The sequence below is a fragment of the Pedobacter sp. 01N416 genome (assembly GCF_056399685.1).
This window is the reverse complement of sequence record NZ_JBFTRT010000182.1, coordinates 1-8,600: the sequence shown is the minus strand read 5'-3', so window position 1 is coordinate 8,600 and position 8,600 is coordinate 1. Positions and strand designations below refer to the sequence as shown.

Sequence of the window (8,600 nt, the reverse complement as noted above, 5' to 3'; positions counted from 1 at the left end):
TTCTAATGCTGTGTGGCGCATAAAACAGGCTGTTAACCTGTTTAATCCATTTATAGCGATGATAGCCTAAAAAAGCTTCGTCGCCAGCATCACCACTTAAGGCAACGGTTACATGCTTCCTGGTATTTTTACTGAGCAACATGGTAGGTATAGCACTCGAATCAGCAAAAGGCTCGTCATAAAAACGGTTAAAGTTTTCAATCAAGTCAATGCCATCATTGTAATTACATTCAATGGTATAATGGTCGGTACCTAAGTGTTTCGCAACCTGATTGGCATAAGCACTTTCATCGAAACCTTTTTCATTAAATTTTATAGAAAATGTTTTAACGTGGTCGATTTCTTTTGTGGCCATAGCTGCAATTAACGATGAATCTATACCGCCAGATAAAAACACACCCAATGGTACATCAGCATTCATCCTGATTTTAACCGCATCGGCCAAAATAAGCGCTAAAGCTTCTTTAGCTTCTTCATAACTTCCATCAAATTTATTCTTCCAGCCATAATCTAAAGTCCAGTATTCTGTAATTTTAAGCTTATGAGATTTAAGGTCGTATTTAAAATAGTTGGCTGCAGGTAACTGTTTCACCTCTGCATAAATAGACTGAGGCTCTGGCACATAACCCCAGATTAAATRTTGATTAATGGCTTCTTCGTTAACACTTAGATTCCTGTCTATATTGATTTGTGAGGGTTGACTTGCAAATTCGAACGACGAGTGATCGTGTGCATAATAAAAAGGTTTTTTGCCAAAGCGATCTCTGGCACCAAACAGCTCGTTTTTATGGGTATCATAAATCACAAAAGCAAACATTCCGTTAAAACGGGTTAAGCAATCGGCTCCATATTCTAAATAAGCTGCGCATATTACTTCGGTATCTGAACTGGTGTTAAACTGATAGTTTTTCCGTTCCAGGTCTTTTCTAATGTCTTTGTAATTGTATATTTCTCCGTTAAAAACAATATGGAGGTGCATATATGAAAAGGGTTGATTGGAGCGGGCATCAAGATCGATAATGGCCAATCTATTGTGTGCAAAAATAACCTGATCGTAACGTTGAACCCCTGTATAATCCGGACCTCGAAAACTGATTCTTGCCATTTTCTCACGGATAGTTCCGTTTGAGTAAGGTATGGTTGTGCCGTATATTCCACACATAGTGATAATATTTTAGATTGTTAACTAATTAATTCTTCATATTGAGCGCTGATTTTATCAAGCGCACATTTCTGATATACATTTCTCCTAATCTCAGCCGGGTTCCATTGGCCTTGAGTGCAGGCCTGGATAATTCGCCGCCTAAAGCCTGCCAGATCATCCTGTTCTAAAACAAAACCGTTAAAGCCATCGATAATTAATCCAGGAATGCCACTCACTCTAAAGGTTACTACTGGTAGGCCTACGGTAAGCGCTTCTAAAACCACATTCGGGAAACCTTCTGTATAAGAGCTCAACACCATTAAATCGTGCTGAACCATTACCTCGTGGATGTTTTTAATCTCTCCTAAAATTTTAAGTCTGTGATCGAGCTGCAGGTCCTTAATTTTAGTGTTAATCTGATCTTTTAGTGCTCCTGTTCCCACGAAATCGAGATGATAATTTTCGGGCAAATGCGCCATAATATCAACCAGCCGTTCTAAGCCTTTTTCCAGTGCAAAACGGGCCACAACTAATAATTTATAAATTTTATCAGGTGTTTTAGCCTCCTTTAACTTATTAGTTTTCAATACTGGATTGGCAATAACCCTGATCAGCTCCTGATTGACATTATAAGTATCAATCAATGATTGTTTCATTTCTTCTGATTGGCAAACGATCTGTTTGTAGCCCCGATAACTTGCGCTGGCAAAAAGCTCGTAAAACCTCGACTTAAATCCTTCAAACAATCTTTGTTCGTGCGGAATATTAGACGCCCTAGCAATAAGCATCGGAATTTTTAAAAACCTGCCAACCAGYGAGACTAAAATATTGATGTGATCGGTTGTAGAAAAAACCGCATAGGGTTCTTCTTTTTTTAGTAAGTTATAAAGCGCAAAAAAAGATTTAGATGCTTTTTTGGTTTTTAAATCGATAAAACGGACACCTTCCAGATCCATCGAGAAACAATTCACGGTCGAATCTAAAATCACAATGGTCACGTCAAACTTATCTTTGTTAAATCCTTGGGCCAAATTCCAGAACACCCGTTCTGAGCCGCCCGAAGTTAATGAGCTGAGTACAAAGAAAACTTTCTTTTTAAGCTTAACTTCTTCTTTAATAGTTTTTTGTGGAGCGTACATATCATTTTAGTTGATGACAATCCTATTAATCGTTAACCAAATAATTTTAAAATCGGTTAGGATATCATTGTGATTGATATACCTCATGTTCTGTTTAATTTTTGCGGGGATAATCCTTTCGATGTAATAAGTTTCAGGATCTTCGGCATGTTTTAGCAGCTCATTTTCATTGCAGAACTCAACCGATGCCCAATCAGTAATACCCGGTTTAACGGATAAAACGTAACGTTGTTCTTCATTGTAAAGATTCACGTATTTTCTAACTTCCGGTCTTGGTCCAACAAAACTCATCTGCCCTTTTAAAACATTCAATAGCTGGGGCAATTCATCTAACTTGTATTTCCGTAACCAGTAGCCTATCCTTGTAATGCGGTTATCCCTGTTCCCGATGGTGAGTAAGCTATTGTTACCCTGTATTACATACATGGTTCGAAACTTTGCCAAATGAAAATCTTTCATATTCCGTCCAACCCTGATCTGTTTAAAAATAACAGGACCTTTCGAGTCTAGCTTGATTAGGATGGCAATCAAGATTAAAAGCGGACTGAACAACACTAAACACAGCATTGCAAAAACCACATCGAATATTCTTTTTTTATTTATTTTCATGATGCTACTGCCATTTGTTTATGCCCTGAAAAGCCACTTTCTTCAATTTCTGAATGGCTATTTAATTGAATATGCACACAGCTGATTACGGAAGTGATGATAAATTCTACTTCTGTATCTGTTAATTGTGGATAAATGGGTAGAGAGATCTCACAAGCATAATTCTGATAGGCCATTGGATAATCTTCAATTTTATAACCCAGGTTTTTAAAGAGCGTAAGCATTGGCATCGGGATAAAATGCACATTGCTCGCAATCCCCAAAGATGCCAGGTCATCAATGATCTGATCTCGCTGTATCTCGGTTAAACCTTTAACCCTCAAGGGGAAAAGATGGTAACAGGATTCGCGTTGCGTACTCACTAAAGGTGGGGCAATAAACCAATCTTCGTGCTGAAAGCCATCGCAGTAATGCTGCGCAATTTTCTTACGCTTAGGTAAAAGATCTGGATTATATTTCCTGATCTGTGCTAAACCAATTGCAGCGCAGATATCAGGCATATTGATCTTTAGTCCCTGAAACAGGATGTCGTACCTCCAGCCAGCACCTCTTGATTTAGAAAGCGCATCTTTGTTCTGACCATTAAGTGTGTACATTTTTAAGTAGTTGTATTCTTCCTGAGGATCAAATGCAGCTGGCAGGTTTAAGCAGATCGCGCCTCCTTCGGCTGTGGTAATATTTTTAACGGCATGAAACGAAAATATCGTTACATCGCACAGCTGTGCCGCTGGTTTATCGTAATATAAACTGCCTATTGAATGTGCAGCGTCCGAAATCAGCAATATTCTTTTAAGTAAGAATTGTTTATCTGACTGACATTTAAATTTTTTCTTAACATCAACATGATTAATCAATTCTTTTAGCGCAGCATAATCACACGGCCAGCCGGCAATATCTACTGCAATTATAGCTTTGGTTTTTGTAGTAATTGCAGCCTTAACCTTTTCAGGATCGATATTAAAATCATCAAGCACATCAACCATAACCGGAGTTGCGCCGCAATGAAGCACCGCTAATGCTGTGGCACTATAGGTATATGCCGGTACAATTACTTCGTCGCCAGCTTTAACACCAAACCACTTTAACATTAAAATAGCACCCGATGTCCAGGAATTTACACAGATCACCTCATCAGTTCCAGTCATCGCTTTAATTTCACATTCAAGGGCTTTTACTTTTGGCCCTGTAGTAATCCATTTATCGTTAAGTGTTTCCAATACCTGATCAACAACAGATTGATCGATAAAGGGCGGAGAGAATGGGATATTCATATTCGTCAATTTATTTGTGTTAATTGTATTCAACCAAAATGGGGTCTACCATTTTGATTTTGGAGAGTTGTAGAATGGCAAAGTATAGGAACAATGTTGGTCCGCTCGTTGCCAAAAGCCATTCGTTATGAAAAAATGAGTTGATGGATATTGCCAAAAAAGAACAGCTCAAACAGACCAGAAGCGCATTTTTCTTATCTTTGATGTGCAGAAAAGCATAAAAAATGATCTTCCCTACTTTTCGATATAATAAAATGAGTAAAATAAAGCCCAGCAAAGGCCCCAAATAAGTAATAAACATTAAATAGGCATTATGGGATGTAATTACGATAGGCCCTTTTTTATAAACAAAATTGTGTTGCACTACATCGTTCCAGGTTTTTCCATAAAACAATAGCCCAAAAGGATATTCGGTTATAATTTGGATGTTCTCTCCCATTAAATCGCCACGCTCTTCTTTACCTTTCGCATTTTCGGCACTTTTATTTAAAATATTCTGTTGTTTTTTCCCCTCGGAAAATTGTTCAATTGAACTTTGCGCGATAAAAAATATGGCGCAAAACACACCGAATATTAAAATGGATTTGGCTTTATAATAGCTTAAAAAAAATAATCCGGTTACAACTGCAAAAGCGACCAAAACCGACCGTTGCATACCGAAGAAAATAAGAGAGAGCGATAACCCAAATAAGAGAAGGTTAATTAGCCAGCTTCGTTTAAACAGTAGAGCATTAATAACTAAAAATGGCGTTAAAGCAGCCATCTGGTAGCCGAAAGTAAAAATAGTGGTCGATATCCCTGCTGGTGCCTGTAATACGTCTTCCTGCACCAAAAGCGAACGGATAGCCGCCATATTGTACTGGTGATCGATAAACATTATGATTCCGGAAAGCAGCAATACACCAAAGAAAAATCCGACTGCGATGTTCATCCGTTTTAAATTCGTACCGATAACATAGTTGAACAACAAGGCAAAGCATGCAGCAACAATTAATAAGGCAAAAAAACCAGTAACATCTGCCTGACCTATGAGATAAAAAAACAGGGCGGCAATAAAGAAAATAAATAATTCTTTGCCATATAGAAACCCTGTTTCTTCTGTCCGGTAGAAATAGATTAAGGGCGCCAGGAAAACTATTGGTGCCGGAATTCTGAAGACCCCAGTCATGAAGATATTGAATGTTGTTGCATAAACATAGGCAAACAACAAAAAGAGAAACATTATTTTTTTAATCATGACATGATGAGTTGCTCCCAGTTGGCAGAAATGAGTTCAATAGAATTTGTTTTGTTGATCGATTTTGCTTTTGCTGAAAATTTATTTTTTAACTTACTGTTATTAAGTATCTTATCAATAGATAATGAAAGCCCTACTATATCTTCTTTAGCCACCAAAAGCCCGTTAATTCCATGTTCGATAATCTCTGAAGGACCAAACTCACAGTCCATTGCTACACAGGCACAGCCCATTCCCATCGCTTCTACCAATACATTTGGATAGCCCTCATTTCTGGAAGAAAGCACAAAAACCTCTGCTTGCGCATAATAATCCTGCAGGTTCGATTTAAAGCCGATCAATTTAACTTTATCTGTTAAATTTAAATCCGTAATCTGCTTTTCGAGGTTTTCTCTTTCAGGGCCTTCACCCGAGATTAAAAGATCAACATCGGATAACTCCAAGCGGCTATAAGCATTAATAAGCAGATCGAAACCTTTTTCGCGAGTTAATCTTCCAACAGAAAGTATAAATGCTTTATCATTTACGGTATCTTTATTTGGCTTTATAAACTGATTGATTGGATTATGGATGGTTTCAAAATTATTCAGTTTTTCGAATTGCTTAATCCTTTTAAATCCTTTAAACATTCCAAATGCTGGTAGCACAATGGCTTTTGATTTTCTATAAATATGGAATATAAACCACTGTAGTAATTTGTTGTATTGTTGTATGGTGCTATTTAGGGCCGTTCTTTCTGAAACCAGGTAAGGCAAACCTAAAATCATACAACATAAACCTGCCCACACGTTCGCCGATGTCATAAAACAAATGGTACAGTCCGGTTTTTCTTTCTTTAATAGAGAAAGTAACCGGTAAAAAGTTAAGTAAGCATATCTAATCCTGTTTAAGAGATTTTGACTTTCTTTTCTTTCTACAAGATTTACAATTTTAACCTGTTTATTGATCTGATATTTAACTTGAGCTGTATTAAGGCAAATCATTGTAACACTGCATTTTTTTTCACTGAAATGATTAGCCAGATTACTAATTACCCTTTCAGCTCCGCCACCTTCTAAACTGTTGATTACGAAGCATAATTTAGTAGTCATTTCGAATTAGTTTACAATTGTTTTAATGGTCTGGAAAGCGTTTCCAAAGGTTTTATATTTCACTTCGAAGAGGAAGTATTTTCTGAGGTAAAAGTTCAAAAGTTTAACTTTCTGTAAGCCAGTATATGTGAAGATTTTAATGATGATATAGAAATCACTCAGTTGCATCTTCTTTAATGGAATATAAGCAACCGGACTCCAAATCCCTCCGGGATGACGCCTGTAACAGCTCATTACTTCAGGTAAAACATATATTTTTTTACCCGTTACCCAGGTACAATAGAGTTTCAACAGTTTATCACAGGCATTGCATTTCAAAAACCAATCGTTTTTATAAAGATTTCTAATGGCTTCAATGTTGCGGTAAACAATAGTTGCGGTACAGGTTTCAACTTGCCTGTTTACAATCAGATCGCTAAAGCTATACTGTAAGGGAACAGGGTTAAAATCCATGTAAAACAGTTCAGTATCATCAAAATTTATTTCGCGTGTATAATGGCAGCACATTACATATTCTGGATTATTTTCTAAAAAATCTACCTGTTTCTGCAGTTTATATGGATCTAACCAATAATCATCACCATCGCATGTGGCTACGTATTTACCTTTGGTTTCTAGCGCAACCCGAATTACGTTTTGGGTAGCACCGATATTCTTTGGCGCTTTTAAACGCTTAATTTTATCAGGATGTTTGGCAACATATTCATCGATAATCTCTGTGGTTCCATCTGTAGAACAATCGTCTCCAATAATAATTTCTGTATTAAAATTGCATTTCTGCATCAGAAATCCATCCAGTGCTTTCGCAATAAATTTACTGTGGTTATAAGTGATGCAAAAAATGCTAACCATTATACCTGTATCGTCTTGTTTCATAATAGAAGCTGCTATTAATTGCCGTTAACCGCCATGCCTATGCTGCCATTAACCATGGTACTGTAATCAGCGAGTTTAAGCACTTGTTTTTTGCGGTAATTCTGGGTTCTCAAAATAATCCTGACTACTAAATCCTGATCGGCACTGGTTAACGTATGGTAAAGTGGCAAACACATAATGCGTTTAGAAATAGAATCACAGATCGGCATATTTACCTTCGCAATGTATGGCAAGGCCGATAAGGATGGGTAAAAGTATCGCCTACAATACACCTGAACCAGTTCTAACTGTTTCATGCAATCGAGCATAATTTCTTCCGATCTGAATATTACGGGATAGTATGCGTAATTAAATTCCGTATCGGCCTGAATAACCTGAAACTGGGCTTCAATTTTGTTTAAACGCATTTCGTAATGCTGTGATAGCTCTTTGCGTTTACTTAAAATCTGATCGATATGTTTTAGGTTACAAAGACCCATTGCAGCGTGAAACTCGGAGTTTTTAGCATTAGTTCCAATCTCTGAAAAGGTATCTACCCCACTATAACCGAAATTACGCATCAGCGCCATTCTCTTTAAAGTATCAGGATTTTGAGTAAAAACAGCCCCACCTTCAATGGTATGAAACAGTTTAGTTGCATGGAAGCTGGTTGTGCTTACATCGCCATAAGCGAAGATCGATTTACCTTTATATTTTGTGCCAAAACAATGGGCGGCATCATAAATTACCTTTAGTCCATGTTTTTTTGCAATGCGGTCTATCGCTTCAATATCACAAGGGTTTCCAAAAACGTGTGTAGCCAAAATTGCCGAGGTATTAGACGTAATGGCCGCTTCAATTTTATTGGGATCTATGTTAAGGGTATCTTCATCTATATCAACAAAAACAGGTTTGCAACCTTGCCAAACAATACTGCTGGTGGTAGCCACGAAAGAAAACGGTGTGGTAATAATTTCGCCTTTTACTTCTAATGCCTGTATGGCCAGCTGTAATGCGATAGTACCATTGGTTACATATAATAAATGAGGTAGCTCTAAGTATTGTTGCAACTTCAACTCCAGTTCATTTACCAAAGGACCATTATTGGTGAGCCACTGTCTGGCCCAAATGCTACTTACATAGCTTTTAAAATCTGCCTGTTTAGGCAAAAAGGGTTTGGTTACAGGTATCATTGTTTGAGGATTAATTGTTTAAAATCAAGGAGTGCAGCGAGTTTGATGCTGCTACTTATGC

8 protein-coding genes are annotated in these 8,600 nt (G+C 37.4%); all 8 read right to left on the bottom strand.

Translation table 11 applies throughout. The features are described 5' to 3' along the window. The coding region (gene asnB / locus AC1DND_RS12000) for an asparagine synthase (glutamine-hydrolyzing) (protein ID WP_477581881.1) at positions 1–1,162 on the bottom strand (1,162 nt) is incomplete at its 3' end. Between the two features lie 20 nt (positions 1,163–1,182). Next, positions 1,183–2,283 carry a glycosyltransferase gene (locus AC1DND_RS11995; protein WP_477581880.1) on the bottom strand — a complete coding sequence of 367 codons (1,101 nt, stop codon included), beginning with the start codon at positions 2,281–2,283 and terminating at the stop codon, positions 1,183–1,185. A 6-nt stretch (positions 2,284–2,289) separates the two neighbouring features. Then, positions 2,290–2,892 (bottom strand): sugar transferase, encoded by a 603-nt coding sequence (locus tag AC1DND_RS11990; protein ID WP_477581878.1) that lies wholly within the window; start codon positions 2,890–2,892, stop codon positions 2,290–2,292. Further along, complete coding sequence (locus AC1DND_RS11985) at positions 2,889–4,163, bottom strand: DegT/DnrJ/EryC1/StrS family aminotransferase (protein ID WP_477581876.1); 1,275 nt, start codon at positions 4,161–4,163, stop codon at positions 2,889–2,891. The genes AC1DND_RS11990 and AC1DND_RS11985 overlap by 4 nt, the downstream gene beginning before the upstream one ends. A gap of 19 nt (positions 4,164–4,182) precedes the next feature. Further along, positions 4,183–5,400, bottom strand: coding sequence for a hypothetical protein (locus AC1DND_RS11980; RefSeq protein WP_477581874.1), 1,218 nt, complete (start codon positions 5,398–5,400; stop codon positions 4,183–4,185). Then, positions 5,397–6,491, bottom strand: a complete 1,095-nt coding sequence (locus tag AC1DND_RS11975; protein ID WP_477581873.1) for a glycosyltransferase family 4 protein — start codon at positions 6,489–6,491, stop codon at positions 5,397–5,399. The genes AC1DND_RS11980 and AC1DND_RS11975 overlap by 4 nt, the downstream gene beginning before the upstream one ends. A gap of 6 nt (positions 6,492–6,497) precedes the next feature. Then, positions 6,498–7,367 carry a glycosyltransferase gene (locus AC1DND_RS11970; RefSeq protein ID WP_477581871.1) on the bottom strand — a complete coding sequence of 290 codons (870 nt, stop codon included), beginning with the start codon at positions 7,365–7,367 and terminating at the stop codon, positions 6,498–6,500. 14 nt (positions 7,368–7,381) lie between these two features. Beyond that, positions 7,382–8,539 (bottom strand): DegT/DnrJ/EryC1/StrS family aminotransferase, encoded by a 1,158-nt coding sequence (locus AC1DND_RS11965; protein WP_477581869.1) that lies wholly within the window; start codon positions 8,537–8,539, stop codon positions 7,382–7,384. Positions 8,540–8,600: the final 61 nt, after the last annotated feature.